The sequence below is a fragment of the Pseudomonas sp. B19125 genome, from assembly GCF_044218855.1.
GTDB classification, from domain to species: domain Bacteria; phylum Pseudomonadota; class Gammaproteobacteria; order Pseudomonadales; family Pseudomonadaceae; genus Aquipseudomonas; species Aquipseudomonas edaphica.
Map to the genome: position 1 here is coordinate 1,420,555 of NZ_CP162589.1, position 24,446 is coordinate 1,445,000.

Sequence of the window (24,446 nt, forward strand, 5' to 3'; positions counted from 1 at the left end):
TTGCTTTGGTCGCTGTGTTGCTGATCTACGATCCAACCAGTTCAGGCTCTGCCTTAGGGCAGTTTTTGTTGTTCTCGGCCTGGTTGCGGGGCAAGCCCCAAATGCAACGCCTCTCCAAAAGAATCAGTTAGCTGCGCCTCCGCCGTGTTGTTTTTGTTATGCGTGAGTCGATTCGTCTTATTTTTATTGTCTTGTACAAAGCTTGTTATTGTTTTTGTACTAAGCATATAGCAGGGTGCGTGCCAACTTTTGTGCCGCCCAGCAAAACCGGGGGGGTGAGCTGGTTCTGGCTTTTGGAAGGGCGAAAAAAAGCCGGGGCTTCGTTACCGTAAGCCCCGGCTTCTGTTACGTGAAAAGGCTGCGGTAACAGTTTTTTCACATCTGAGGGTGTTACCTGTGGGGGCGCGCCCTCAGCTTTCGCTGGCTACCCCGGTCTTGCGCCGTGGAATGCCCAGGCGTTGGCGGCGTTCCCACAGGCACTTGCGGCTCACGCCCAGCTTGCGCGCCAGTTCGGTCTCGGTCATATGGTCCTGATGCTCAAGCACGAAGTGCTGGAAGTAGTCTTCCAGTGACAGGTCTTCGGTCGGCTCATGGCTGGTATTGCTGCCACCGCCCTGTTGCGGGGCCAGGCCGATGAAGTCGTCGTCTTCCAGGTCGCTCAGCTCGATATCGATACCCAGCAGCTCGGCAGAAATTTCCGGGCTCTCCGACAGAATCACCGCGCGCTCGACCGCGTTCTCCAGTTCGCGGACGTTACCCGGCCACGAGTAATGCCGAATCGCCTGCTCGGCGTCGGCGGCAAACTTGAGGTCGGTACGGTTGATGCGCGCGCTCTGGCGCAGCAGAAACGCGCTGGCGATCTCATTCACGTCGGCGCCACGCTCGCGCAAGGCCGGCAGCTTGAGGGCGATGACATGCAGGCGGTAATACAAGTCTTCCCGGAACTGGCCGATCTTGGCCAGGCTCTTGAGGTCACGGTGGGTCGCGGCGATCAGGCGCACATCGACCTTCTGTGATTGCACCGAACCGACACGGCGAATCTCGCCTTCCTGCAACACGCGCAGCAAGCGCGCCTGGGCTTCCAGGGGCAGTTCGCCAATTTCGTCGAGGAACAAGGTGCCGCCGTCCGCCGCTTCGACCAACCCAGCACGCCCGGCGCTGGCGCCGGTAAATGCGCCTTTCTCGTGCCCGAACAGTTCGGACTCGATCAGGGATTCGGGAATCGCCGCGCAGTTCACCGAAATCATCGGCGCTTTGGCACGTTTGGACAGATTGTGCAGGGCGCGGGCCACCAGCTCTTTACCGGTGCCCGACTCGCCCTGGATCAATACATTGGAGTCGGTCGGCGCCACTTTGCGGATCTTGCTGTACAGATCCTGCATCGGTGGGCAAGAGCCGATGATGCCGATCTCGCCGTTGCTGTTGTCGGCCCCCGGCTTCTCGGCAGCCTTGCCGGCAGGACGCTGTTCGGCCGGCGTACTGCCAGCCGACTGACGGTCACGCAGAATGCGCGCCACGGCCTGGAGCATTTCGTCGTGATCGAAAGGCTTGGCGATGTAGTCCACCGCGCCCATCTTCATCGAGTCCACCGCCGAGCGCAGGCTGGCGTAGCTGGTCATGATCAGCACGGGCGTGCCCTGGCCAAGCTTGATCAGCTCGGTCCCCGGCGCGCCCGGCAGGCGCAGGTCGCTGACAATCAGGTCGAACGTGGGAATGCTGAAACGCTCTTGGGCTTCCTGCACCGAGCCGGCTTCGCTGACCTGGTACTGATTACGTTCAAGCAGGCGACGCAAGGCAGAGCGGATAATGGTTTCGTCTTCGACGATCAAAATGTGCGGCATTGATTCAATTCTCTCGACGGTCTCAGTTCACAGCGGACGTCGCTTCGACATGACGCGGCAAGGTCACCCGAATACGGGTGCCGCGTTGGCTTTCGGTGTCAGCCGGGCTGTCGATGGTGATTTGTCCATAATGCTCTTCAACGATGGAATAGACCAGTGCAAGGCCCAGACCGGTACCTTCACCCGGGTCCTTGGTGGTGAAGAAAGGTTCGAACAATCGATCCATGATGTTCTGTGGAATACCGCTGCCTTCGTCCTCCACGATCAGGTCGACCGTGTGCTCGAAAGCCTCGCTCTTGACGCGTACCGCACTGCCGGCGGGCGTTGCGTCACGGGCGTTTGAAAGCAGGTTGATCAGCACCTGCGCCAAGCGTTGGGAGTCGCCGTCAACCCAGTGGTCCGGGTCGCACAGGTTAAAAAACTGTACTTCGAAATTGCGCCGGTTCAAGGCCAGCAGCCCAATGGCATCCTGCGCCACTTCCGCCAGGCACACCGCTTCGTCATGGTTCTGATGGGCGCCGGCGTGGGCGAAGCTCATCAGCGACTGCACGATGCGTGACACGCGCTTGGTCTGCTCGAGGATCTGCCCGCTGATTTCGGTGATTTCAGCGTCTTCTTCGCGCTCTTCCCGCAGGTTTTGCGCCAGGCACGCGATACCGGTGATCGGGTTGCCGATTTCATGGGCCACACCCGCGGCCAGGCGACCGATGCTGGCCAGGCGTTCGGAGTGCACCAGCTTGTCTTCGAGCATCTGGGTTTCGGTCAGGTCCTCCACCAGCAGCACCAGGCCACTGTTGCCCGGCGCCAGCGGCTCGTCGATCGCCGCTTTGTGCAGATTGAGCCAGCGGGTCTGGCCGTCCAGCGCCAGGTGCTGTTTGTGCAAGTGCTCGTCGGGCAGGTTGATAAAGCCTTGCAACAGTTCTTTCCAAGGGTCGCCCAAGGTATTCAGGCGCGAACCCACAACACGTTGTGCGGCGATGCCGGTGAGTTCTTCCATCGCCTTGTTCCACATCAGGATCTCTTGATCCTTGGCCAGGGAACACACGCCCATCGGCAGTTCCTGAAGGGTTTGACGGTGATAGCGGCGCAGGGCATCGAGTTCGGCGGCAAGGCCGGTGAGACGTGAGTGGTAATCCTCCAGCCGGCTCTCGATGAAATGGATGTCTTCGGTGACGTAGTTTTCGCCGCCGGCCTTGTAGGGCAAGAAGGTTTCCACCATGTCCTGGGACACGCTCGGTCCCATCAGGCCGGACAGGTTGGCCTCAATGCGGTCGCGCAAACGGCGCAGGGCGTAGGGCCGGCGCTCATCAAACGGCAGGTAAAGGTCGCGCAGCGCCTGCTCGACTTCCTTTTGCGCAGCCTTGGCGCCCAGCGGCTTGGCCAGTTGGGTGGCGAACTCTTGCGGTGAGGCGGCGTGCAGCTCGCGGCGTTGCGGGCGGCGCACGTTGTCCACCGCGCAGGCTTCGGCGGCGCTGGTTTCTTCGGGGCTGGCGTTGGTGAACAGCGAGATCAGGGTAAACATCAGCACGTTGGCGGCCAACGAGGCGATCGCTGCCATGTGCCAGCTGGTGTCATCCAGCACGTAGATCATGTTCAGCAGCGGAATGTAGAAACCCTGCAGGTTGCCGACCAGCGGCAGCAGCATGGTCACCATCCACACCAGAATACCTGCCAGCAGCCCGGCGATAAAGCCGCGACGGTTGGCGGTTGGCCAGTACAGCACCGACAACACACCCGGCAAGAACTGCAAGGTCGCTACAAACGCGACGATGCCGAGGTTGGCCAGATCTTGCCCAGCGCCCAGCAGCAGGTAGAAGCCATAGCCGGCCATGATGATGGCGACGATCAGCGCGCGGCGCGTCCATTTCAGCCAGCGGTAGATATTACCTTCGGCTGGCGGCTGATACAGCGGCAGCACCAGGTGATTGAGCGCCATGCCGGAGAGTGCCAGCGTGGTGACGATGATCAAGCCACTGGCCGCCGACAAACCGCCTACGTAAGCCAGCAATGCCAGGGATTTGCTGTTGGCGGCAATACCGACGCCAAGGGTGAAGTATTCGGGGTTGGTGGTGGCGCCGAGCTTGAGGCCGGCCCACAGGATCAGCGGCACCGCCAGGCTCATCAGCAGCAGGAATAACGGCAAACCCCAGCTGGCGCTGACCAATGAGCGCGGGTTGAGGTTCTCGGTGAAGGTCATGTGGTACATGTGCGGCATCACGATGGCCGAGGCAAAGAACACCAGCAGCAGCGTGCGCCATGGGCCTTCCTGCAACGGCGTGTGCAAAGCGGCGAGGGCGGTCTGGTTTTGCAGCAACCACAACTCCAACTGTTGCGGCCCGTCGAATACGCCATACAGCGCATACAGGCCGACACCGCCGATGGCGATCAGCTTGATCACCGACTCAAAGGCAATCGCAAACACCAGGCCTTCGTGTTTTTCGCGGGTGGCGATATGGCGTGAACCGAAGAAAATCGTGAACAGCGTGATCAGTGCGCAGAAGGCCAGGGCAACGCGGTGCTGCACCGGTTCGCGGGTGAGGATGCTGATGGAGTCCGCCACCGCCTGGATCTGCAGGGCCAGCAACGGCAGCACGCCGATCAGCATAAAGATCGTGGTCAGCGCGCCGGCCCAGGTGCTGCGAAAGCGGAAGGCAAACAAGTCCGCCAGGGACGACAGCTGATAGGTGCGGGTGATTTTCAGGATCGGGTACAGCAATACCGGCGCCAGCAGGAACGCGCCGGACACGCCCAGGTAGCTGGACAGAAAGCCGTAGCCATACTGATAGGCCAGCCCCACCGTGCCATAAAATGCCCAGGCGCTGGCGTAGACGCCCAGGGACAAGGTGTAGGTCAACGGATGGCGAATGATCGCCCGCGGAATCATTCCGCGCTCACTGATCCAGGCAACCCCGAACAACGCGGCCAGGTAGGCGGCGCTGATCAGCAGCATCTGGGTGAGGCTAAAGCTCATCGGCATCTTTTTGGCTCTGCAGGATGAAGGTCACGACGATCAGGATCAACCACAGCAGATAAGGGCGATACCAGGCGCCCGTGGCGTCGATCCACCAATCCATGATGGCCGGGGAAAACAGGTAGATCCCGACGACCAGCAGCAGGACCAATCGATAGATGTACATGTTGGCCTCTGATTAAAAAACTGCCGCGATGGTAACGGATGCTTGGCAAGCTGCAAGCGCCTTCAGCTCAATTGCGCTTCGGCCAGCGTGAGTGTGCGCGGAATCTGGCTGGCGTCCCAGTGTGCAATGCCCCAATCCAGCAGTTCCCGTGGGCTGGCGTGCAGCATTTCGCTGCCGGGTTGCTGGCCGAGGGCGCGCAACGCTCTCAATAGCAAAGGTGTGGCCTGGTCGGGTGTCAACGGCGGCGAGCGGTAGGATTTGCCCAGCTTGTTGCCGTCCGGCTGGGTGATCAGCGGCACGTGCAGGTAGCGCGGCTGGCGCAGACCCAGCAGTTCCTGCAGGTAAAGCTGGCGCGGCGTGGAATCGAGCAGGTCGGCGCCGCGCACGATGTCGGTGACACCTTGCCAGGCATCGTCGAGTACCACTGCCAGTTGGTAGGCATACAGGCCATCGCGACGGCGGATGATGAAATCGCCCACATCACGGCCCAGGTGCTGTCGGAATTCGCCTTGCACGCGGTCGGTAAAGTGATACTCCAGCTCCGGAACGCGCAGGCGGATCGCCGCGTCTTGCTGATCGTGCCCGAGGTTTCGGCACAGGCCTGGATAGATCCCGTGGTAGGGCTCCAATTGTTTACGCGAGCAGGTACAGGCGTAAGCCAGGCCGTGGTTGAACATGTCGTTCAAGACTTTGGCGTAGGCATCATGCCGCTCGCTTTGCCGGACCAGTTCCCCATCCCACTCAAAGCCATAGCTTTCCAGGGCGTGCAGGATCGCCGCCTGGGCGCCGGGTTCTTCACGGGGTGGGTCGAGGTCTTCCATGCGCATCAGCCAGCGGCCGTGATTGGCGCGGGCATCGAGGTAGGAGGCGAGGGCGGCAACCAGCGAACCGAAGTGCAGGTGGCCGCTGGGCGTGGGGGCGAAACGCCCGATATAGGTAGAGGCTGTCATGGGCCGGATACTACTGGAAAACCGCTGAACGCCAGAAACAAAAATGGAGCGTTTGCACGCCCCATTTTTTGTTTGTCGCGTTCAGCCCGGCAGGGTTACTTGCCGACCTGTTTTTCCTTGATTTCAGCCAAGGTCTTGCAGTCTACGCACAGGTCCGCGGTTGGGCGGGCTTCCAGGCGGCGAATACCAATCTCGACGCCGCAGGATTCGCACCAGCCGTATTCCTCGTCCTTGATCAGTTGCAGGGTCTTGTCGATCTTCTTGATCAGCTTGCGCTCTCGATCACGCGCTCGCAGTTCAAGGGCGAACTCTTCTTCCTGGCTCGCACGGTCGGCCGGATCAGGAAAGTTGGCTGCTTCGTCCTTCATGTGGTCAACGGTACGATCAACCTCCTGCATCAAGTCCTGTTTCCACTTGTTCAGGATCTTGGTGAAGTGCTCGCGCATGGGCTCGCCCATGTACTCCTCGCCCTTTTTTTCCACATAGGGGTCGAAGCCGCCGAGGCCTTGAGTCTGCTGTTGCTTTGCTTGGGTGGACATGAATAGACCGCCTCTCACTCTTCTAATCCATTGCGCAGGATTGCAACGTCACCGACACCTGCCGGCCCTGCGGCTGCAAGCGGGCGAACTTACCAGATAGATTCGGGGTGCGCCACTCCCGGTTGTCGAGGCCCAACGTGGCAGGCTTGCAAACTGTCATGGCCCGCCATGGCTGGGTATAGCGTGTCTCGAATGTTGATTTTAGTCGTTTTGCAGGCGCTTGCCCGGTTCAGCACGGAGGACCGAGCAGGCAATAGAGCATGTTTTACCGCGCGGGTTCGGTAGAATCCGAATTTTGTCCTCACCGTTTAAGGAAGGCTAATGGCTCAGCCCTACAGTGCGCGCAGTCGCGCCATCGAACCTTTTCACGTTATGGCGTTACTGGCGCGAGCCAATGAGCTGCAGGCGGCTGGCCATGATGTTATCCACCTGGAGATCGGCGAGCCGGATTTCACCACGGCCGAGCCGATTATCCAGGCTGGCCAGGCCGCGCTGGCCAACGGCAAGACGCGCTATACCGCGGCCCGTGGGCTGCCCGAACTGCGCCAGGCCATCAGTGGTTTTTACCAGCAGCGCTACGGCCTGAGCGTCGACCCCGAGCGCATTCTGATCACGCCCGGTGGCTCTGGCGCGTTGCTGCTGGCCAGCAGCCTGCTGGTCGATCCGGGCAAGCACTGGCTGTTGGCCGACCCAGGCTACCCGTGTAACCGACATTTCCTGCGGCTGGTGGAAGGCGCGGCGCAGTTGGTGCCGGTTGGCCCGGACGTGCGCTACCAATTGACCGCTGAGCTGGTGGCCAAACACTGGAATGCAGACAGCGTTGGCGCGCTGGTGGCCTCACCAGCCAACCCGACCGGCACCATTCTGACCCGCGACGAACTGGCGGGGTTGTCGAGTGCAATCAAGGCGCGTAACGGCCATTTGGTGGTGGACGAGATCTATCACGGCCTCACCTACGGCACCGATGCCGCCAGCGTGCTGGAAGTCGACGACGATGCCTTCGTCTTAAATAGTTTTTCGAAGTATTTCGGCATGACCGGCTGGCGCCTCGGCTGGCTGGTGGCGCCCCCGGCGGCAGTGGGCGAATTGGAGAAGTTGGCGCAGAACCTCTACATCAGCGCGCCGAGCATGGCCCAATACGCGGCGCTGGCGTGTTTCACCGAGCAAACCCTGAGTATTCTGGAAGAGCGCCGCGCCGAGTTCGGGCGCCGCCGGGATTTCCTGCTGCCAGCCTTGCGCGAGTTGGGTTTCGGCATCGCCGTAGAGCCCGAAGGCGCGTTCTACTTGTACGCCGATATCAGCGCGTTCGGCGGTGATGCCTTCGCGTTTTGCCGTCATTTCCTTGAAACCGAGCATGTGGCGTTTACGCCGGGCCTGGATTTTGGTCGTTATCAGGCCGGCCATCATGTGCGTTTTGCCTACACGCAAAACCTCGATCGGCTACAGGAAGCGGTGGAACGCATCGCCCGTGGCTTGCGGAGCTGGCAAGGCTGATGCGCTTTCATCCTCCCCTCGAAGAAGGGCGGCTGATCCGCCGCTACAAGCGCTTTCTCACCGATATCGAAACGCTGACCGGCGAGTTGCTGACCATTCACTGCCCCAACACCGGCTCTATGCTCAATTGCATGGTGGAGGGCGGCCAGGTCTGGTTCAGTCGCTCCACAGACCCCAAGCGCAAGTTGCCGGGCACCTGGGAAATTGCCGAAACCCCCCAAGGCCGGCTGGCATGCGTCAACACCGCGCGTGCCAACCAACTGGTGGAGGAGGCGTTGCGTGCCGGGGTGATCACTGAACTCAACGGTTTTATCGCCTTGAAGCGCGAAGTGCCTTACGGCCAGGAAAAAAGCCGTATCGATTTTCGCCTGGAGTACCCACACGGCGCGGCGTATGTGGAGGTCAAGAGCGTCACCTTGGGCTTTGATGGCTCGCCGGTGGCAGCGTTTCCCGACGCGGTGACCCAACGTGGCGCCAAGCATTTGCGCGAGTTGGCACACCTGGCGCGTGAGGGCGTGCGTGCGGTGCAGTTGTATTGCGTGAACCTGTCGGGGATCGACGCTGTACGCCCGGCGGTGGAAATCGATGCGGGCTACGCCGCTGCGCTGCGCGAGGCCAAGGCGGCCGGCGTGGAGGTGTTGGCCTATGGTGCGCGGGTCACGCCGCAGGAAATTATCATCGACCGGCGCCTGGACGTGATGATCGGCGACTAGAGTTGCACCCACAGGCCTTGCGCGTCTTCACGGCCGGGCAGGGCTTTAAGGCTTTGGCCCGCGCACGGCCCGGCGATGCACTCGCCGCTTTCGATCAGGAACAAGGCGCCGTGGGTGGCGCACTGGATCAGGCTGGCGCTGCTGTCCAGGAACTGGTCGGGCTGCCATTCCAGCGGGATGCCGCGATGGGGGCAGCGGTTGAGGTAGAAGTACGCCACGCCGTCACGGCGCACGGCCAACACTTTGCAACCGTCTATTTCAAAACCACGGCTGCTGTTGGGCGCCAGGGCATCTGAGGGGCAGAGAAGCTTCATAACAATCCTTAAGTGCCTTGACGTTCAAATGCAAACAATTATCAAATGCCGGCTTCGCCCGTTAGCTGATTGGGTGCTCTGTACGATGCCAGACAGGGTTTATCTGTCACATCCATGAGTGCTTGAGTGGCCCCGCCCTTGGAAGGAAACCCTGTTATGCGCCTGAGTACCAGCGCTATTGCGCTTGTTGCCTCACTGCTGGTCAACCACGGGGCGCAAGCCTCTGAACTGCCGCAACGCTGGGTCAGCGCCGGTGGGGCGCTATCGGAATGGGTCACGGCGCTGGGCGGGGAGTCAAAGCTGGTGGGGGTGGATACCACCAGCCAGCATCCAGCATCGCTCAAGGCGTTGCCGAGCATCGGTTATCAGCGGCAACTGTCGGCGGAAGGGATTTTAAGCCTGCGTCCGCAGGTTCTGGTCGGGACTGAAGAGATGGGCCCACCGCCGGTGCTGGCGCAAATTCGCGGCGCGGGCGTGCAGGTGGAGATGTTCTCGGCAGAGCCGGATTTGCCGACCTTGAAAGGCAACCTTCAGCACTTGGGCAAGCTGTTGGGTGATGAAGCCAAGGCCAACGAATTGTTTACCGGATATGAACAAAAGCTGGATCAGCAGCAAGCCTGGGTCGCCAAGGCCCAGGCCACGCAAAAGGCGCCGGGTGTGCTTTTGTTGCTAGGGCATGCAGGTGGCAAACCGCTGATTGCAGGCAAGGACACGGCCGCCGATTGGATGTTGCAGCAGGCGGGCGGGCATAACCTGGCGACCCACACGGGCTATAAGCCGTTTTCGGTGGAGTCGCTGGCCGGGCTGAGCCCTGATGTGCTGGTGTTTGCTGATCGCGCCCTCACTGGCGATGCGGCGCGGGCGGCCTTGTTCAAGGAAAACCCGATTCTGGCGTCGACCCCGGCCGCCAAAAACGGCCGCGTGTTTGAGCTGGACCCGACCCTGCTGGTCGGCGGGCTCGGGCCGCGTCTGCCGCAAAGCCTGGTGCAATTGTCTGCCGGGTTTTATCCGTCCCAGGCTAAACCTGCCCCATGACGACTCTGGTTAAACCGAAAACGCTGTTTATCGGGCTGGCGCTGTTATGCCTTCTGGCAATCTGGCTTTCACTGGCCCTGGGGCCGGTCAGCCTGCCGTTGCTGGATACGCTCAAGGCCGCCTTGCGCCTGATGGGCGTACCGATTGAAGCCCAGGGCCTGGAGCAGGCCGAATTGATCCTGGGGCAGATTCGTTTGCCGCGAACCTTGCTGGGTTTGGCGGTAGGTGGTGTGCTGGCATTGTCGGGTGTGGCGATGCAGGGCTTGTTTCGCAACCCGCTGGCCGATCCGGGGTTGGTCGGTGTGTCCAGCGGCGCGGCGCTCGGGGCGGCGATTGCTATCGTCGGCGGTTCTTTTTTTGGTGGCCTGCCGGATGCGTTCGGGCCTTATCTGCTGTCGTTGTGCGCGTTTCTTGGCGGTTTGGGCGTCACTGCCCTGGTCTATCGCCTGGGGCGCCGCAACGGCCAGACCAACGTTGCAACGATGCTGCTTGCCGGTATCGCGCTTACCGCCCTGGCCAGTTCGGCGGTGGGGTTGTTTACCTATCTGGCCGATGACGCCACCTTGCGCACGCTGACGTTCTGGAATCTTGGCAGCCTCAATGGCGCCAGCTATTCGCGGTTGTGGCCATTGCTGTTGGTGAGCGCCGGTGTGGCGCTGTGGTTGCCGCGCCGTGCAAAAGCCTTGAATGCATTGTTGCTCGGCGAGTCCGAAGCCAATCACCTTGGCATTGATGTTGAAGGGCTCAAGCGTGAACTGGTGTTTTGCACGGCCCTTGGTGTGGGCGCGGCGGTAGCGGCGGCGGGCATGATCGGGTTTGTCGGGCTGGTGGTGCCGCATCTGGTGCGCTTGTTGGCCGGGCCGGATCATCGGGTGTTGTTGCCGGCGTCTGTGCTCGCGGGCGCGAGCCTGTTGCTGTTTGCTGACCTGGTGGCACGCCTGGCGCTGGCGCCGGCTGAACTGCCGATCGGCATCGTGACGGCCTTTATCGGCGCACCGTTTTTTCTTTATTTGTTGCTGCGAGGGCGCGCCTGATGCTGCGAGTAGAAGCGTTGCAGGTTCGGCGTGGCGATAAAACCGTGCTGGCGGATGTCACCCTGGACTTGCTGCCGGGTGAAGTGCTCGGTGTGCTCGGCCCTAACGGAGCAGGCAAGAGCACGCTGCTCGGTGCGTTGTGCGGCGAGCTGAAGCCGGATCAGGGCAAGGTGTGGCTGGATCAGCAAGCCTTGACGGACTGGAGCGGGCCGCAACGTGCCCAACGTTTGGCAGTGTTGCCGCAGACTTCCACGCTGGATTTCGCATTTCGTGTCGAGGAGGTTGTAGGCATGGGCCGCTTGCCCCATCAGACTGGACGCGTGCGTGATGACGAAATCATCGAGGCGGCGCTGCACGCGGCAGACGTGGGCCATTTAAGCGGACGCAGCTACCTGGCGCTGTCGGGTGGTGAACGCCAGCGTGTGCATCTGGCGCGAGTGTTGGCGCAGTTATGGCCGGGGGAAGCCGGGCAGACCCTGCTGTTGGATGAGCCGACCTCGATGCTTGACCCCTTGCACCAACACACGACCCTGCAAGCTATACGTACATTCGCGGATCGCGGCGCTGCGGTGCTGGTGATTCTCCATGACCTGAACCTGGCGGCGCGTTATTGCGACCGAATTCTGTTGCTGGAGCAGGGGCGCCCACACGCGTTGGATACGCCGGCGCAGGTGATGCGGCCCGAGCCACTTAAGGCGGTGTTTGGTTTGGAGGTGCTGGTACAGCCGCACCCGGAGCGTGGGCATCCGTTGATCATTGCGCGCTGAATCGGCTTTTTTACAGGTAAAAAAAGACCCGGCAAGAGCCGGGTCAAATAACCGTGATTAGCCTGATGAGGAGATAATCTGAGAGTCCGAACCAATGGTCTTTCAGTTATCGGCTGATCTCGCGACCAGTTGTGATAATCATAACGATTCTCATTTGAGAGTCAACATCTGTTTTTCAACGATCTGCCGTTTTTCTCAAACACGTGTTCGAACTGCCCATGAACATTGGGGATTCTTGCAGACCTAAATTTTCTGACGCGCTGAAATCGCTTCCAACTGACGGTTCAATGCCTCCTTGCGTTCCGTCGGGATGTCGTTCCAATGCACGTCCATCAAGGCTCCCTCGATTGCATACAGCAGCACTTTCGAGGCCCGAAACCCGCGAGTGCGCACGGCTCGGTAGGCATCGACAGCTCCCAGGCGACGTAAGTCGGACGCGCTGTGGATGCCCACCGCATGCAGCCACTGCGCCGACGTCTTGCCCAGGTTTTTCAGGTGTTGCAGCTCATCGTTCATCAAGCCTCCTTGCGACGGCCGAATGGTGCGGTGGGTATCGTGACCAGGCAAGCCTGAAAAGGAGTGTAGCGCTCAGTAGGAAAAGCGTGGTTCTTTGGTCAGGAACGGCTGAAAAGCTTATAAGAATTTTTAAGGATATTGCCGACAAGCAGGCAGGAGGCGCCGCTACGCGTGAGGCGTAGCTGGGGCCCGAAAGATGAAGTTACTTGGTGCGGTAGCGCAAACGAGTGCCGAAATTGACCGACATGAGGATTTCGTCAGCCGTCAGTTCGGGGGAGAAGTAGGTGCCGGAAATCTGCGCATGGGCCAGGCTGGCGCCTTCCAGCGAGCACTCGCGCAGGTCCAGGCCGCGCAGGTCGGCAGAGCGGAAGTAGGCGTCGGTGAAATCCACGCCCGTGGCGTTCAGGTCACGCAGGTCCAACCCCCGGAAGTCGCCACCACGCATGTCGATGGGGCCGTCTTTGGGGCGTTCCTGGTTGAAGCCGCGGATGTCGTCTTTATGCAGGAGTGCGTAGAGCGGAGTATCAAGAAGCTTGGGCTGACTCATGACGGCGACTCCTGTTGGAATTATGACGCCATTATAGTGCCACTATTGCTCGGTCGTGCACCGAAGATCGGTGACACGACCAAGAAATATTTCTTACAGACCGGGCAGGCGCTGGCGAATGTGTGCCACCAGAGCGTCGAGTGTGCCGCTTTCGTTGGTTTCCACGCGTTTGCTCAGCAGCAGCTCTTCGGCGGTCAGCGGGTCACGGTTGGCCTGCTGTTCTTCGATAATGGTGAGCGTCGCGTCGGAAGGATCGTTTTTATCCGCCTGACGTTGCGCCAGCCAGCTGGCGATAACGGCTTGCGGTGCGTTGCAATCAAGGATCAGGAAGGGCGCACCGGTTGCCTCGGCAATCTTGGCGGCGGCATTGCGTTGTGCGCTTTTCAGGAAGGTCGCGTCCAGCACTACCGGGTAGCCGGCACGCAAGACGGTATCGGCGATTTCGTTGAGCCGAGCGTAGGTGGCAGAGCTGGCTTCGGCGGCGTAGATACCGGCTTGCGGGGTGTTCTCGACCTTTTGTTCGCCAAACAGGCGCTTGCGTTCCACATCCGAACGCAGGCGCACGGCACCCAAGGCTTCCACCAGACGCATGGCCACGTGGCTTTTACCGACGGCCGAAACACCGTGGGTTATCGCCAGGAAGCGCGATGGAATAGTGCTGTAGCTTTCCGCCAGGTTCGCATAGTTGCGGTATTGGCGCAGGGTGGTGGCGCGTTGCACCGGGCTGGCCTCGCTCGGCATGCTGAACAACGCCACCTTGGCGCGCACCAGTGCACGGTAGGCTTTATAGAAGTTCAGCACTTCCAGGCCCTGATAGTCGCCGGTCAGCTCCAGGTACTGGCTGATAAAACGGCGCGCCAGGGATTTGAGGCCGCGGTCTTCCAGGTCCATCGCCAGAAAGGCCGTGTCGGCATACACATCGGTGAAGCGGAACGGCTCGTTGAACTCGATGCAGTCGAAGATCACCACCTGGCCATCGATCAGGGTGGCGTTGCCCAAGTGGATATCACCGTGACACTCACGGGTGAAACCTTCGAGTTTGCGTTGGGCCAGCAGTGGCTTGAGGCGTTCGAAGCTGGCTTCGGCCCAGGCTTGCAGGGCTTCGAGTTGAGCCAGGTCGGCTTTGTCGCTGAGGAACGGGCGGATCTGGTCGAAGTTCTGGCGAACCGGTGCCATCACCTCATCCGGCGTGCCGGCGGGGTGGTCTTGCGGCACTTTCGGGGCGCTGAGGTGGAAGTGCGCAATCTGCTTGGCCATATCATCAATGTGCGCGCTGGTGACCTCGCCATTGGCTTGCAGTGTGCTGAGCAGCTGGCTCTGCGGGAATTGGCGCATTTTCAGCGCGTATTCGATGACCGGGCCATCACCGCCCAATTGCGGGGCTTCGGCGCTGCCGGTGATTGGCAACACGTCAAGATACAAATCTTCGGTCAGGCGCTGATTGAGGCGCAGCTCTTCGCGGCAGAAGTGGCCGCGATCATCCAGTTGGGTGAAATCCAGAAAGCCGAAGTTCATCGGCTTCTTCAGCTTATAAGCATAGGGGCCGGTCAGTATGACCCAGGAAATATGGGTCTCAATGACTTGAAACGCTTCAACCGGATGGGGATACAAAGCCGGGTTTTGCAGGGCAGCGATCAGGGACTGGCTCACGGGCGATCCTTCAAAGTCTGGGGGAAATCATGGCCGGCATTATGGCGGTTACGGTCGGTCGTGCAAACCGCTGTCCGGCTCATGTTGATCGTCAATAAAGTGCGTATAATCCGCCGCCATGACTCGAACCCGATCTCCCCGTTCCCGTAAAAAACCTCCTTCACGCGGCCTGCGCCCGTGGCTGGGCTGGGCCATCAAGCTGAGCCTGGTAGGCCTTGTGGTGCTCGCAGGCTTCGCGGTGTACCTCGACGCCGTGGTGCAGGAGAAATTCTCCGGCAAGCGCTGGACCATCCCGGCCAAGGTATACGCACGCCCGTTGGAATTGTTCACCGGCCAAAAGCTGAGCAAGGAAGACTTCCTTACCGAACTCGACGCCTTGGGCTATCGCCGCGAACCCGTGAGCAATGGCCCCGGCGCCGCTGCTGTCAGCGGCAATACCGTCGATTTGAATACCCGTGGCTTCCAGTTCTATGAAGGCCTGGAGAAAGCCCAGCCGGTGCGCGTGCGCTTCTCCGGCGATTACGTTGCCGAACTGTCGTCGCTCAATGGCTCCAAGTTGCCCGTGGTGCGCCTGGAACCGCTGTTGATCGGCGGTATTTACCCCAAGAACCTTGAAGATCGCATCCTGATCAAGCTTGATCAGGTGCCGCCGTACCTGCTCGATACGCTGATCGCCGTGGAAGACCGCGATTTCTACAGCCACTGGGGTGTGTCGCCCAAGTCGATTGCCCGCGCCATCTGGGTTAACACTTCCGGTGGCAAGATGACCCAGGGCGGCAGTACGCTCACGCAACAATTGGTCAAGAACTTCTACCTGACCAACGAGCGCAGCCTCACCCGTAAACTCACCGAAGCCATGATGGCCATGCTGCTGGAGCTGCATTACAGCAAGCAGGAGATTCTTGAGGCGTACCTCAACGAAGTGTTCGTCGGCCAGGACGGCCAGCGCGCGGTGCACGGTTTCGGCTTGGCCAGCCAGTTCTTCTTTGGCCAGCCCTTGTCCGAATTGAAATTGCATCAAGTCGCGTTGCTGGTGGGGATGGTCAAGGGGCCGTCTTACTACAACCCGCGTCGCAACCCGGAGCGCGCGCTTGAGCGTCGTAACCTGGTGCTGGATGTACTCGAACAGCAGGGCGTGGCCACCGCTGAACAAGTCGCGGCGGCGAAAAAAATGCCACTGGGTGTTACCACTCGCGGCAAGCTGGCCGACAGTTCGTTCCCGGGCTTTATTGATCTGGTCAAACGCCAGCTACGTGAAGACTATCGCGACGAAGACTTGACCGAAGAAGGCCTGCGGATCTTTACCAGTTTCGACCCGATCCTGCAGATGAAAGCCGAAGCGTCGGTCAACGATACCTTCAAACGCCTGACCGGCCGTAAAGGTTCGGATGAAGTCGAAGCAGCCATGGTCGTGACCAACCCGGAAACCGGTGAAGTGCAGGCCATGATCGGCAGCCGCCAGGCCAGTTTTGCCGGTTTCAACCGTGCCCTGGATGCGGTGCGGCCAATCGGTTCGCTGGTCAAGCCAGCGGTCTACCTCACGGCCCTGGAAAAACCAAGCAAATACACGCTGACCAGTTGGCTGTCGGATGACCCGCTGTCGGTCAAAGGGGCGGATGGCCAGGTATGGACGCCGCAGAACTTTGATCGTCGCTCCCACGGCACTGTGTTCCTGTACCAAGGCCTGGCGCATTCCTACAACATCTCCACCTCGCGCCTTGGGCTTGAAGTGGGCGTGCCGAATGTGCTGAAAACCCTGGGGCGACTGGGCATCACCCGTGAGTTCCCGGCGTTCCCCTCGATGCTGCTGGGCGCTGGCGCCATGACCCCGATGGAAGTGGCGACGATGTACCAGACCCTCGCCAACGGTGGCTTCAATACCCCGATGCGCGGCATTCGCAGTGTGCTGACCGCCGAGGGCGAACCGCTCAAGCGTTACCCGTTCCAGATCCAGCAGCGCTTTGACGCAGGTTCCATCTATCTGATCCAGAACGCCATGCAGCGCGTGATGCGTGAAGGTACCGGGCGTTCTGTCTATAGCGTGCTGCCGTCGAACCTGACGCTGGCGGGCAAGACCGGCACCAGTAACGATTCGCGCGACAGCTGGTTCGCAGGCTTCGGCCAGGATGTGCTGGCCGTGGTCTGGCTGGGTCGCGACGATAACGGCAAAACCCCGTTCACTGGTGCGACCGGTGCGCTGCAGGTGTGGACCAGTTTCATGCGCAAGGCCGATCCGTTGCCGCTTAACATGCCGCAGCCGGACAACATCGTGCAGGCCTGGATTGATCCGCATACCGGGCAGGGTTCCGATGCCAACTGTCCGGGCGCGGTACAGATGCCGTATATTCGCGGCAGCGAGCCACCCGCCGGTGCTGCGTGCGGTGGCAGTGCCCCCGCTGACGCGGATTCGGTGATGGATTGGGTCAAGGGCTGGATGCATTAAGCAAAGAGGGTTTCAAGTGAACAAGTTGTGGATTCCAGCTATTACCGCCTTGGTTATGCTCGGCGGTTGCTCCAGCGTGCAGCGCGGTTCGATTCCCGTGGTGGACTCAAGCACGAACGTTTCCAATAACGACCGTATCTCGGCCACTGGCGGTTTCCGTCAGACCGTGGTCAAGCGTCCCGCCCAAGCCACGCCTCAGGCCATACCGCAGGATTCGGGCGTGGTGGTGATGGTGCCGGGCGGCGGTGCTGCGACGTCGGCGCCGATCAGTGCCGAGCCTTGGACGCCAGGGCCAAGCACTTCGGGGCCGGCCAACTCCGCGCCGATCCAGACGGCGCCGATCAACCAGGGCACTTACAACATGCCGCCGTCCACGCCGAGCGGTATTCCGTCGTCGTCTAACGCGGGTGGCCTGTCGGCTGACGAGCAACTGGACGGGCCGGTGCTGGCTTTGCTGACCACCGCCCAGCAGCAACAGGCCGGTGGTGACCTGAACGGGGCATCGTCGAGCCTTGAGCGTGCCCAGCGTGTGGCGCCGCGTGAGCCGCAAGTGCTGTATCGCCTGGCCCAGGTGCGCATGGCCCAGGGCGACGCGCCGCAAGCCGAGCAGTTCGCCCGTCGCGGCCTGACCCTGGCCAACGGTCGCCCCGACCTGCAAGCCAACCTGTGGGCTTTGATTGGTGACGCGCGTGCGGCACAAGGCGACGCCGCCGGTGCTGCCCAGGCGCGGCAAAAAGCCAAGGTCAGCCTCTGATGGATGCACGGTTTCCGGCAATTGCCGAACAGCTGTTGCTGATTGAGCGTGAGTTACGTGTGCAGGGTTGGTGGGACGAAGTGCCCCCCAGCGCTGAAGCGCTTAGCAGCGTCGAGCCGTTTTCGGTGGACACCCTGGACTTTCACCAGTGGCTGCAATGGATCTTCCTGGTGCGCATGAAGCAGATCCTCGAGCAGGACCTGCCATTGCCCAATGCTTCGGGGATCCTCGAGATGGCGGAGATGGTTTACGCCGATCGCCCGCTTGAAAGCATAGGCTTACGCAATGCGCTGAAAAAGTTCGACCAATTGATCGTCGACGCTCGTTAATTGCCTGACTGCCGGGTTTTTCGGCAGTCTTGCGCACATTTCTACCGCTTGACGACATTCAGGCGAGTTTTATCCCTCCTCAAACCCCTTTAATCTTCGTTCTCATGCGCTTAGTTGGAAAAAAGCGCAATTATTGCTTGACTTGAAGGGGCTGAAACAGAAGAATCCAAAGTCCGCTGTATCGGGACTGCCAGAAGCAGGCCCGCTCAGCAGATCATGAGGCGCATATCCGCGCCGACCTGTAACACCCGCAACGCGTTACCTCGCGCTGGGTGGGAAAAGCCCGCAACACTTGGGACGATCCCAATACTTGCTCAGTCAGTGCTGACGTAGTCGGCGACCACCGTCGCTCATGCTCTGTTGAGAAGTAAACCTATTAAGACCCGTCGGTTTTTAACGGACGGTATTCTGGCGTTTTAGAGGTGAACAACGTGGAGCTTTTATCTGGCGGTGAGATGCTCGTCCGCTTTTTGCGTGACGAAGGCGTCGACTATATCTACGGGTACCCAGGTGGTGCTCTGCTGCATGTTTACGACGCACTGTTCAAGGAACCGGCTGTTACCCACATCCTGGTTCGCCACGAACAGGCCGCGACCCATATGGCTGACGGCTATGCCCGTGCCACCGGTAAAGCCGGTGTGGTACTGGTAACGTCCGGCCCAGGCGCAACCAATGCCATTACCGGCATCGCGACTGCCTATATGGACTCCATTCCGATGGTGATCATTTCTGGCCAGGTGCCCAGCACCATGGTCGGCACCGATGCATTCCAGGAAACCGACATGATCGGTATTTCCCGGCCGATCGTGAAACACAGTTTCATGATCAAGCACGCGTCGGAAATCCCGGAAGTCATGAAAAAGGCCTTCTACCTTGCACAGTCCGGTCGTCCGGGCCCTGTGGTGGTCGATATCCCGAAAGACATGACCAACCCGGCGGAAAAGTTCGAATACGTCTTCCCGAAAAAAGCCAAACTGCGTTCCTACAGCCCGGCCGTTCGTGGGCACTCGGGTCAAATCCGCAAGGCGGCAGAAATGCTCTTGGCGGCCAAGCGCCCAGTGCTGTACTCCGGCGGTGGCGTGATTCTGGGCGGCGGTTCTGCACCTCTGACCGAATTGGCCAAGCTGCTTAACCTGCCAGTAACCAACACCTTGATGGGCCTCGGCGCATTCCCGGGTACGGACCGTCAGTTCGTCGGCATGCTTGGCATGCACGGCAGCTACACCGCCAACCTGGCCATGCACCACGCCGACGTGATCCTGGCGGTGGGCGCGCGGTTTGATGACCGTGTGATCAACGGACCGAGCAAGTTTTGCCCGAATGCCAAGATCATCCACATCGACATCGACCCGGCGTCCATCTCCAAGACCATCAAGGCCGACGTGCCGATCGTAGGTCCGGTAGAAAGCGTGCTGACCGAAATGGTTGCGGCGCTCAAGGACATCGGCGAAACGCCGAACAAGGAATCGGTTGCCAGCTGGTGGAAGCAGATCGACGAATGGCGCGGCGACCGCGGCCTGTTCCCTTACGACAAGGGCGACGGCAGCATCATCAAGCCACAAACCGTGATCGAAACCCTGTGCGAAGTGACCAAGGGCGACGCCTTTGTGACCTCCGACGTGGGCCAGCACCAGATGTTCGCTGCGCAGTACTACAAGTTCGACAAGCCTAACCGCTGGATCAACTCCGGTGGCCTGGGCACGATGGGCTTTGGTTTCCCGGCGGCCATGGGTGTGAAACTGAGCTTCCCGGACACCGACGTCGCCTGCGTGACGGGTGAGGGCAGCATCCAGATGAACATCCAGGAACTGTCGACGTGCCTGCAGTACGGTCTTCCGGTGAAGATCGTGTGCTTGAACAACGGCGTGCTGGGCATGGTTCGTCAGTGGCAGGACATGAGCTACAACAGCCGTCACTCCCATTCCTACATGGAATCGCTGCCGGATTTCATCAAGTTGGTTGAAGCCTACGGCCACGTCGGCATGCGCATCACCGATTTGAAAGATCTGAAGCCGAAGATGGAAGAGGCGTTCGCCATGAAGGACCGCCTGGTGTTCCTCGATATTCAAGTGGACACCAGCGAGCACGTCTACCCGATGCAGATCAAAGACGGCTCTATGCGCGACATGTGGCTGAACAAGACGGAGCGTACCTAATCATGCGGCACATTATCTCCCTGCTTCTGGAGAACGAACCCGGCGCTCTGTCTCGTGTTGTCGGCCTGTTTTCGCAACGCAACTACAACATCGAAAGCCTGACCGTGGCGCCGACCGAAGACCCGACCCTGTCGCGCCTGACGTTGACTACTGTTGGTCACGATGAGGTGATCGAGCAGATCACCAAGAACCTCAACAAGCTGATCGAAGTGGTCAAGCTGGTCGACTTGTCGGAAAGTGCCCACATCGAGCGCGAGCTGATGCTGGTCAAGGTCAAGGCCACGGGTGCCCAACGTGCCGAGATCAAACGCACCACCGACATTTATCGCGGGCAGATCGTCGATGTGAGCGCCAGCGTTTATACCGTTCAACTGACCGGTACAAGCGACAAGCTGGACAGCTTCATCCAGTCGATCGGGACGGCCTCGATTCTGGAAACCGTACGCAGTGGTGTCACCGGGATTGCCCGTGGCGACAAAGTACTCAGCATCTAACCCAAATTAGCGAATGGCCTTACGGCCTGGATATATAGAGGAACCTCATGAAAGTTTATTACGATAAAGATTGTGACCTGTCGATCATCCAGGGCAAGAAAGTCGCCATCATCGGCTACGGTTCCCAGGGCCACGCCCAAGCGTGCAACCTGAAAGATTCCGGCGTTGACGTGACTGTTGGCCTGCGCAAAGGCTCGGCCACTGTTGCCAAGGCTGAAGCCCACGGCCTGAAAGTGACTGACGTTGCTTCCGCCGTTGCCGCTGCCGACCTGGTCATGATCCTGACCCCGGACGAATTCCAGTCCGCGCTCTACAAGAACGAAATCGAGCCAAACATCAAGAAAGGCGCCACCCTGGCCTTCTCCCACGGCTTCGCGATTCACTACAACCAGGTTGTGCCACGCGCTGACCTCGACGTGATCATGATCGCGCCGAAAGCGCCGGGCCACACCGTGCGCTCCGAGTTCGTCAAAGGCGGCGGCATCCCTGACCTGATCGCGATCTACCAGGACGCATCCGGCAACGCCAAGAACGTGGCACTGTCCTACGCTGCTGGCGTTGGTGGCGGTCGTACCGGCATCATCGAAACCACCTTCAAGGACGAGACCGAAACCGACCTGTTCGGCGAGCAAGCCGTACTGTGCGGCGGTACCGTTGAGCTGGTCAAAGCCGGTTTCGAAACCCTGGTTGAAGCTGGCTACGCGCCAGAAATGGCCTACTTCGAATGCCTGCACGAACTGAAGCTGATCGTTGACCTCATGTACGAAGGCGGTATCGCCAACATGAACTACTCGATCTCTAACAACGCCGAATACGGCGAGTATGTGACCGGCCCGGAAGTCATCAACGCCGAGTCCCGTCAGGCTATGCGCAACGCCCTGAAACGTATTCAGGACGGCGAATACGCCAAAATGTTCATCAGCGAAGGCGCTACCGGCTACCCTTCGATGACCGCCAAGCGTCGTAACAACGCCGCTCACGGTATCGAAGTGATCGGCGAGCAACTGCGCTCCATGATGCCGTGGATCGGTGCCAACAAGATCGTCGACAAAGCCAAAAACTAAGTCGTACGTATCCAGAAAAAACGCGGCTTAGGCCGCGTTTTTTCGTTTGGAGGCGGGTTCTGGTATAAAGCTGCATCGTTTGCGGGCGAACACGCGCTGCAAGTATTTGTCGAATTCTTTTCACACCGTTGCAAGGTAAAGTCCATGACCGAACGTCCCGAAGAGCCAAACCAGGCCTCTGACGCCGAAAGCCTGCTACCGATCGATGAGCATGTCGAAGAAGGGCATGATGCGGAAGGTCGCAAGGTCCGGCATCGTGGTATCTATCTTCTGCCCAATCTGTTCACCACGGCGAACCTGTTTGCCGGGTTCTACTCCATCATCAACTCCATGAGTGCGCAAAGCGCATTGGCGGCGGGTGATGCGGCGAGTGCCAGCAAGTATTTCGGCTTTGCGGCTATCGCCATCTTCGTGGCCATGGTGCTCGACGGCCTGGATGGCCGGGTGGCGCGCATGACCAATACCCAAAGCGCTTTCGGTGCCGAGTACGACTCGCTGTCGGACATGGTGGCTTTCGGCGTTGCGCCGGCATTGCTGGCATTTGCCTGGGCGCTGGGTGATATGGGCAAGGTCGGCTGGATGGTTGCCTTCATCTATGTCGCCGGCGCGGCGTTGCGTCTGGCGCGCTTTAACACCCAAGTGGGTACTGCTGACAAGCGTTACTTCATCGGCCTGGCCAGCCCGGCGGCGGCAGGTGTGGTGGCAGGTATCGTCTGGGCGTTCAGTGACTACGGCATCCAGGGTTCGAAGATGTCGTTCCTGGTGGCCTTGATGGTTGCAGCCGCCGGCATGCTGATGGTCAGCAATATCAAGTACAACAGCTTCAAGGAGTTTGACCTCAAGGGGCGCGTGCCTTTCGTGGCTATCCTGGTGGTGGTGCTGGTGTTTGCGGTCGTGTTCAGTGATCCGCCACGTATTCTGCTGCTGGCGTTCCTGGTGTATGCCGCGTCGGGGCCGGTTCAATACCTGCTGCACCTGCGCCGCGACAAAACATTGCCTTAATGTAATTTCCCCCATACTCCGCAGTCTATTGGTGCATCAGTTCTCCAATGCTGCGGAGTTGCCATGTTAATCAAGATCCCCAAAGCGTCCGATTGTCATGAATCGGATGTCACGCCTGAATCCTTCTATCTTTCGCGTCGCAGCTTGCTCGGTGGTGCGCTGGCCGGTGTTGCGGCCACTGCGTTGCCGCGTTGGGCGAGTGCCGAAGATGCCGCGCGTTATGCCGATGTCGAGCCGGGCAATGCCCCAGGCTGGTTTGCAGATAAGCTGCCCAGCACCCAATGGCAGGCGGTTACGGTAAAAGACGAAGCCATCACCCCGTTCAAGGACGCCACCCACTACAACAACTTCTATGAGTTCGGTACGGACAAGGGCGACCCGGCGAAGAACGCCGGTTCACTCAAGACCGAACCCTGGAGTGTGGTGATCGATGGGGAAGTCGGTAAACCTGGGCGCTATGCCCTGGAAGACTTCATGAAGCCTTATCAATTGGAAGAGCGTATCTACCGACTGCGTTGTGTCGAGGCGTGGTCGATGGTGATTCCGTGGATGGGCTTTCCTATTTCAGCCTTGCTCAAGCAGGTTGAACCAACCGCTAAAGCCAAGTACATCCGCTTTGAAACGCTGCAGGACCCCAAAAGCATGCCGGGACAGCGCTCCAGCTTCGGCTTGATCGACTGGCCCTATGTAGAAGGGCTGCGTCTGGATGAAGCAATGAATCCGTTGGCGATCCTGGCTGTGGGTATGTATGGGCGGGAGTTGCCGAACCAGAACGGTGCACCACTGCGTCTGGTAGTGCCGTGGAAGTACGGCTTCAAGAGCGTGAAGTCGATTGTGCGGATCAGCCTGGTCAGCGAGCAGCCAAAGACGACTTGGCAAAGCATTGCGGCCAATGAGTATGGGTTCTACGCGAATGTGAACCCGACCGTCGACCATCCTCGCTGGACCCAGGCGCGTGAGCGTCGTTTGCCGAGCGGTCTGTTCAGCCCGAATGTGCGAGAGACGCAGATGTTCAACGGCTATTCGGATGAGGTCGCTTCTCTCTATACGGGCCTCGACCTGCGGAAGAACTACTGATGCGTTATCCGATCTGGCGCATTGGCGTCTTTATAGCCGCGGCGATCTGGCCATTTTTCTGGCTGTATGAGGCGTGGAGCTCTGTGCTCGGGCCTGATCCAGGCAAAGTGTTGATGGATCGGTTGGGGCTTGGGACCCTGATCCTGTTGCTGGTAACGCTAGGTATGACGCCGTTGCAGAAACTCAGCGGGTGGGCAGGGTGGATTGCCGTGCGTCGGCAGCTGGGATTGTGGTGTTTTGCGTATGTGGCACTGCACCTGGCTGCGTACTGCGTATTCATCCTCGGGCTGGATTGGTCGCAGTTCGGCGTCGAGCTGCGTAAGCGGCCCTACATTATTGTCGGTGCGCTGGGGTTCCTTGGCTTATTGGTGCTGGCAGTAACGTCCAATCGTTATAGCCAGCGCCGGTTGGGTAGCCGTTGGAAGAAGCTGCATCGCCTGGTGTACGTGATTCTTGGGCTTGGTTTGTTGCACATGTTGTGGATTGTGCGGGCCGACCTGAAGGAATGGGCGATCTATGCATCTATAGGCGCGCTGCTGCTAGTGCTGCGCATCCCGCCAGTGATGCGCCGGATTCCCCGTCTTATTGCG

23 protein-coding genes (1 of these 23 running past the window's edge) are annotated in these 24,446 nt (G+C 59.9%); 14 read left to right on the forward strand and 9 right to left on the reverse strand.

Translation table 11 applies throughout. The annotated features are described in order from the left end of the window. Positions 1 to 410 precede the first annotated feature (410 nt). From AB4P96_RS06450 to dksA, 5 genes are all read right to left on the reverse strand, one after another. Positions 411 to 1,841: a sigma-54 dependent transcriptional regulator gene (locus AB4P96_RS06450; protein WP_099547645.1), complete on the reverse strand. Its 1,431-nt coding sequence runs from the start codon at positions 1,839 to 1,841 to the stop codon at positions 411 to 413. Between the two features lie 22 nt (positions 1,842 to 1,863). After that, positions 1,864 to 4,818 carry a sensor histidine kinase gene (locus AB4P96_RS06455; protein ID WP_017139235.1) on the reverse strand — a complete coding sequence of 985 codons (2,955 nt, stop codon included), beginning with the start codon at positions 4,816 to 4,818 and terminating at the stop codon, positions 1,864 to 1,866. Beyond that, positions 4,802 to 4,978 (reverse strand): hypothetical protein, encoded by a 177-nt coding sequence (locus tag AB4P96_RS06460; RefSeq protein WP_003176118.1) that lies wholly within the window; start codon positions 4,976 to 4,978, stop codon positions 4,802 to 4,804. Before AB4P96_RS06460 ends, AB4P96_RS06455 begins: the two co-directional genes overlap by 17 nt. A gap of 62 nt (positions 4,979 to 5,040) precedes the next feature. After that, the gene (gene gluQRS, locus AB4P96_RS06465; protein ID WP_099547646.1) at positions 5,041 to 5,928 is read right to left on the reverse strand and encodes a tRNA glutamyl-Q(34) synthetase GluQRS; all 888 of its coding nucleotides are present in this window, start codon (positions 5,926 to 5,928) and stop codon (positions 5,041 to 5,043) included. A gap of 95 nt (positions 5,929 to 6,023) precedes the next feature. After that, a complete protein-coding gene (gene dksA / locus AB4P96_RS06470) occupies positions 6,024 to 6,467 on the reverse strand; it encodes an RNA polymerase-binding protein DksA (RefSeq protein WP_003235002.1) in 444 nt (147 codons plus the stop codon). 321 nt (positions 6,468 to 6,788) lie between these two features. Here dksA and AB4P96_RS06475 point away from each other — a divergent pair, with 321 nt between their 5' ends. Together AB4P96_RS06475 and sfsA are read left to right on the forward strand one after the other, a co-directional pair. Further along, entirely contained in the window at positions 6,789 to 7,961 is a 1,173-nt protein-coding gene (locus tag AB4P96_RS06475) for a pyridoxal phosphate-dependent aminotransferase (protein ID WP_017139232.1), read from the forward strand. After that, entirely contained in the window at positions 7,961 to 8,674 is a 714-nt protein-coding gene (gene sfsA, locus AB4P96_RS06480; RefSeq protein ID WP_395600616.1) for a DNA/RNA nuclease SfsA, read from the forward strand. The genes AB4P96_RS06475 and sfsA overlap by 1 nt, the downstream gene beginning before the upstream one ends. Here sfsA and AB4P96_RS06485 read toward each other — a convergent pair. Continuing rightward, the gene (locus AB4P96_RS06485; RefSeq protein ID WP_017139230.1) at positions 8,671 to 8,988 is read right to left on the reverse strand and encodes a Rieske (2Fe-2S) protein; all 318 of its coding nucleotides are present in this window, start codon (positions 8,986 to 8,988) and stop codon (positions 8,671 to 8,673) included. The genes sfsA and AB4P96_RS06485 overlap by 4 nt on opposite strands. A gap of 156 nt (positions 8,989 to 9,144) precedes the next feature. On the opposite strand from AB4P96_RS06485, the gene AB4P96_RS06490 reads away from it, so the two are divergent. Genes AB4P96_RS06490 through AB4P96_RS06500 form a run of 3 tightly spaced genes read left to right on the forward strand, consistent with a single transcriptional unit; the run spans position 9,145 to position 11,824 of the window. Further along, on the forward strand, positions 9,145 to 10,023 hold the full coding sequence (locus AB4P96_RS06490) for a hemin ABC transporter substrate-binding protein (protein ID WP_099547648.1): 879 nt from the start codon (positions 9,145 to 9,147) through the stop codon (positions 10,021 to 10,023). Further along, positions 10,020 to 11,057, forward strand: coding sequence for an iron ABC transporter permease (locus tag AB4P96_RS06495; protein WP_099547649.1), 1,038 nt, complete (start codon positions 10,020 to 10,022; stop codon positions 11,055 to 11,057). Before AB4P96_RS06490 ends, AB4P96_RS06495 begins: the two co-directional genes overlap by 4 nt. Continuing rightward, positions 11,057 to 11,824, forward strand: a complete 768-nt coding sequence (locus AB4P96_RS06500; RefSeq protein ID WP_017139227.1) for a heme ABC transporter ATP-binding protein — start codon at positions 11,057 to 11,059, stop codon at positions 11,822 to 11,824. Before AB4P96_RS06495 ends, AB4P96_RS06500 begins: the two co-directional genes overlap by 1 nt. Before the next feature lie 243 nt (positions 11,825 to 12,067). Here AB4P96_RS06500 and AB4P96_RS06505 read toward each other — a convergent pair whose 3' ends face one another. The 3 genes from AB4P96_RS06505 to AB4P96_RS06515 form a co-directional block, all read right to left on the reverse strand. Continuing rightward, positions 12,068 to 12,340, reverse strand: a complete 273-nt coding sequence (locus AB4P96_RS06505) for a TfoX/Sxy family protein (RefSeq protein ID WP_017139226.1) — start codon at positions 12,338 to 12,340, stop codon at positions 12,068 to 12,070. A gap of 202 nt (positions 12,341 to 12,542) precedes the next feature. Next, positions 12,543 to 12,887 (reverse strand): pentapeptide repeat-containing protein, encoded by a 345-nt coding sequence (locus AB4P96_RS06510; protein ID WP_017139225.1) that lies wholly within the window; start codon positions 12,885 to 12,887, stop codon positions 12,543 to 12,545. 93 nt (positions 12,888 to 12,980) lie between these two features. Beyond that, entirely contained in the window at positions 12,981 to 14,537 is a 1,557-nt protein-coding gene (locus AB4P96_RS06515; protein WP_186617058.1) for a bifunctional aminoglycoside phosphotransferase/ATP-binding protein, read from the reverse strand. Between the two features lie 118 nt (positions 14,538 to 14,655). Between AB4P96_RS06515 and mrcB the strand changes: the two genes are divergently transcribed. The 9 genes from mrcB to msrQ form a co-directional block, all read left to right on the forward strand. Beyond that, complete coding sequence (gene mrcB, locus AB4P96_RS06520) at positions 14,656 to 16,980, forward strand: penicillin-binding protein 1B (protein WP_017139223.1); 2,325 nt, start codon at positions 14,656 to 14,658, stop codon at positions 16,978 to 16,980. Between the two features lie 16 nt (positions 16,981 to 16,996). After that, a complete protein-coding gene (locus tag AB4P96_RS06525; protein ID WP_017139222.1) occupies positions 16,997 to 17,734 on the forward strand; it encodes a M48 family metallopeptidase in 738 nt (245 codons plus the stop codon). After that, positions 17,734 to 18,063, forward strand: coding sequence for a YqcC family protein (locus AB4P96_RS06530; RefSeq protein ID WP_017139221.1), 330 nt, complete (start codon positions 17,734 to 17,736; stop codon positions 18,061 to 18,063). The genes AB4P96_RS06525 and AB4P96_RS06530 overlap by 1 nt, the downstream gene beginning before the upstream one ends. 431 nt (positions 18,064 to 18,494) lie before the next feature. Beyond that, positions 18,495 to 20,219: an acetolactate synthase 3 large subunit gene (locus tag AB4P96_RS06535; RefSeq protein ID WP_099547656.1), complete on the forward strand. Its 1,725-nt coding sequence runs from the start codon at positions 18,495 to 18,497 to the stop codon at positions 20,217 to 20,219. Between the two features lie 2 nt (positions 20,220 to 20,221). Beyond that, complete coding sequence (gene ilvN / locus AB4P96_RS06540) at positions 20,222 to 20,713, forward strand: acetolactate synthase small subunit (RefSeq protein WP_003176102.1); 492 nt, start codon at positions 20,222 to 20,224, stop codon at positions 20,711 to 20,713. A 47-nt stretch (positions 20,714 to 20,760) separates the two neighbouring features. Beyond that, complete coding sequence (gene ilvC / locus AB4P96_RS06545; protein ID WP_003176099.1) at positions 20,761 to 21,777, forward strand: ketol-acid reductoisomerase; 1,017 nt, start codon at positions 20,761 to 20,763, stop codon at positions 21,775 to 21,777. Between the two features lie 144 nt (positions 21,778 to 21,921). After that, positions 21,922 to 22,779, forward strand: a complete 858-nt coding sequence (gene pssA, locus AB4P96_RS06550) for a CDP-diacylglycerol--serine O-phosphatidyltransferase (protein ID WP_017139220.1) — start codon at positions 21,922 to 21,924, stop codon at positions 22,777 to 22,779. Positions 22,780 to 22,842: 63 nt separating this feature from the next. Further along, positions 22,843 to 23,856, forward strand: coding sequence for a protein-methionine-sulfoxide reductase catalytic subunit MsrP (gene msrP, locus AB4P96_RS06555; protein ID WP_017139219.1), 1,014 nt, complete (start codon positions 22,843 to 22,845; stop codon positions 23,854 to 23,856). Beyond that, positions 23,856 to 24,446, forward strand: partial view of a protein-methionine-sulfoxide reductase heme-binding subunit MsrQ gene (gene msrQ / locus AB4P96_RS06560; protein WP_017139218.1) — the 5' portion only. 30 nt of this gene lie beyond the right edge of the window; only the first 591 of its 621 coding nucleotides appear in the window; the start codon lies at positions 23,856 to 23,858; its stop codon lies off the right edge, out of view. The genes msrP and msrQ overlap by 1 nt, the downstream gene beginning before the upstream one ends.

Coding starts and splice junctions, on each gene's coding strand:
- AB4P96_RS06450 (WP_099547645.1), bottom strand. CDS start 1,841: ATGCCGCACATTTTGATCGTCGAAGACGAAACCATTATCCGCTCTGCC.
- AB4P96_RS06455 (WP_017139235.1), bottom strand. CDS start 4,818: ATGCCGATGAGCTTTAGCCTCACCCAGATGCTGCTGATCAGCGCCGCC.
- AB4P96_RS06460 (WP_003176118.1), bottom strand. CDS start 4,978: ATGTACATCTATCGATTGGTCCTGCTGCTGGTCGTCGGGATCTACCTG.
- gluQRS (WP_099547646.1), bottom strand. CDS start 5,928: ATGACAGCCTCTACCTATATCGGGCGTTTCGCCCCCACGCCCAGCGGC.
- dksA (WP_003235002.1), bottom strand. CDS start 6,467: ATGTCCACCCAAGCAAAGCAACAGCAGACTCAAGGCCTCGGCGGCTTC.
- AB4P96_RS06475 (WP_017139232.1), top strand. CDS start 6,789: ATGGCTCAGCCCTACAGTGCGCGCAGTCGCGCCATCGAACCTTTTCAC.
- sfsA (WP_395600616.1), top strand. CDS start 7,961: ATGCGCTTTCATCCTCCCCTCGAAGAAGGGCGGCTGATCCGCCGCTAC.
- AB4P96_RS06485 (WP_017139230.1), bottom strand. CDS start 8,988: ATGAAGCTTCTCTGCCCCTCAGATGCCCTGGCGCCCAACAGCAGCCGT.
- AB4P96_RS06490 (WP_099547648.1), top strand. CDS start 9,145: ATGCGCCTGAGTACCAGCGCTATTGCGCTTGTTGCCTCACTGCTGGTC.
- AB4P96_RS06495 (WP_099547649.1), top strand. CDS start 10,020: ATGACGACTCTGGTTAAACCGAAAACGCTGTTTATCGGGCTGGCGCTG.
- AB4P96_RS06500 (WP_017139227.1), top strand. CDS start 11,057: ATGCTGCGAGTAGAAGCGTTGCAGGTTCGGCGTGGCGATAAAACCGTG.
- AB4P96_RS06505 (WP_017139226.1), bottom strand. CDS start 12,340: ATGAACGATGAGCTGCAACACCTGAAAAACCTGGGCAAGACGTCGGCG.
- AB4P96_RS06510 (WP_017139225.1), bottom strand. CDS start 12,887: ATGAGTCAGCCCAAGCTTCTTGATACTCCGCTCTACGCACTCCTGCAT.
- mrcB (WP_017139223.1), top strand. CDS start 14,656: ATGACTCGAACCCGATCTCCCCGTTCCCGTAAAAAACCTCCTTCACGC.
- AB4P96_RS06530 (WP_017139221.1), top strand. CDS start 17,734: ATGGATGCACGGTTTCCGGCAATTGCCGAACAGCTGTTGCTGATTGAG.
- ilvN (WP_003176102.1), top strand. CDS start 20,222: ATGCGGCACATTATCTCCCTGCTTCTGGAGAACGAACCCGGCGCTCTG.
- ilvC (WP_003176099.1), top strand. CDS start 20,761: ATGAAAGTTTATTACGATAAAGATTGTGACCTGTCGATCATCCAGGGC.
- pssA (WP_017139220.1), top strand. CDS start 21,922: ATGACCGAACGTCCCGAAGAGCCAAACCAGGCCTCTGACGCCGAAAGC.
- msrP (WP_017139219.1), top strand. CDS start 22,843: ATGTTAATCAAGATCCCCAAAGCGTCCGATTGTCATGAATCGGATGTC.